Raw genomic sequence first — 865 nt, 5'->3', positions numbered from 1 at the left:
GTCATAACGCTGGTGGCGGTGGGTCTCAATTTCTTCGGCTTCAACCCGATGAAAGCTCTCGTCTGGTCCGGCATCGTGCAAGGATTTTCAACGCCGCCGCTGCTGCTTCTCATCCTCATCATGACCAACAATCGCAAGATCATGGGCGACAAGGTCAACAGCACAAGCACGAACATCCTGGGCGGCGTGACGACCTTGGCGATTTTTGCGGCGTCGGCGGGATTGGTGGCAAGCTGGTTCCTGTAGCTCGCATGGCATGACAGATGTTCAGGCACGGTGGAACATCGGCGGTCAAATCCCGTTGAGACGCTTGTGGGAGAAAGGAGGTTGTCCATGTCAAAGTTGCAGGCCGCAACTCCGGACCGTTTAAGGCAACTCAGGCTTGAAGCTTCAGCACATTTCGCTCCGTTGATGCTGAACGAAGCCCTGTTGCGCCTTTCCCATGCCTGCGGAGGCGACAGCCTCGACCGCTTCGAGAAAGCCATGGTTGATCAAATCGAGGCTGCCAAGGACGATCGGGCCGATTTCGAAACGATCAAGGAACTCGCGATCGAGCAGCTTTACGCCCTGGTCCGGAACGCCAACGATTCGCCGAAAAAGAAACAGTCGCTGGAGAAGATCGACACGCGCAGAACGCCCGGCCGGTCCGAAGAACCACGCACGCTCGAGGACCAACTGCAGGCGGGGGTGGAGGATTCCTTTCCCGCGAGCGATCCGCCTTCGGTGGTGTCCACGACCATTTCAGGCGGAGCAAAGAAGCTGGTTGGGACCGACGAGGTTCTGGAGAAGCAGCGGCGACAAGCGTCCAGCAAGGAAGATCGCTCGTAGACCGCGGTGCCGGCTGGGTTGGCGGCAAACCAAAGAC

The 865-nt window shown here is 58.4% G+C and carries 1 protein-coding gene and 1 pseudogene; both read left to right on the top strand.

Features of this window, described 5'->3' with window-relative positions; translation table 11 throughout:
• A pseudogene (locus EOA22_RS35545) lies at positions 1-246 on the top strand (divalent metal cation transporter); the annotation flags it as partial.
• Between the two features lie 87 nt (positions 247-333).
• Positions 334-828, top strand: a complete 495-nt coding sequence (locus tag EOA22_RS35540) for a hypothetical protein (RefSeq protein WP_127390711.1) — start codon at positions 334-336, stop codon at positions 826-828.
• Positions 829-865 lie beyond the last annotated feature (37 nt).

The sequence above is a fragment of the Mesorhizobium sp. M7A.F.Ca.US.014.04.1.1 genome (assembly GCF_003998745.1).
GTDB lineage: Bacteria > Pseudomonadota > Alphaproteobacteria > Rhizobiales > Rhizobiaceae > Mesorhizobium > Mesorhizobium ciceri.
This window is presented reverse-complemented; position numbering and strand designations above follow the sequence as displayed.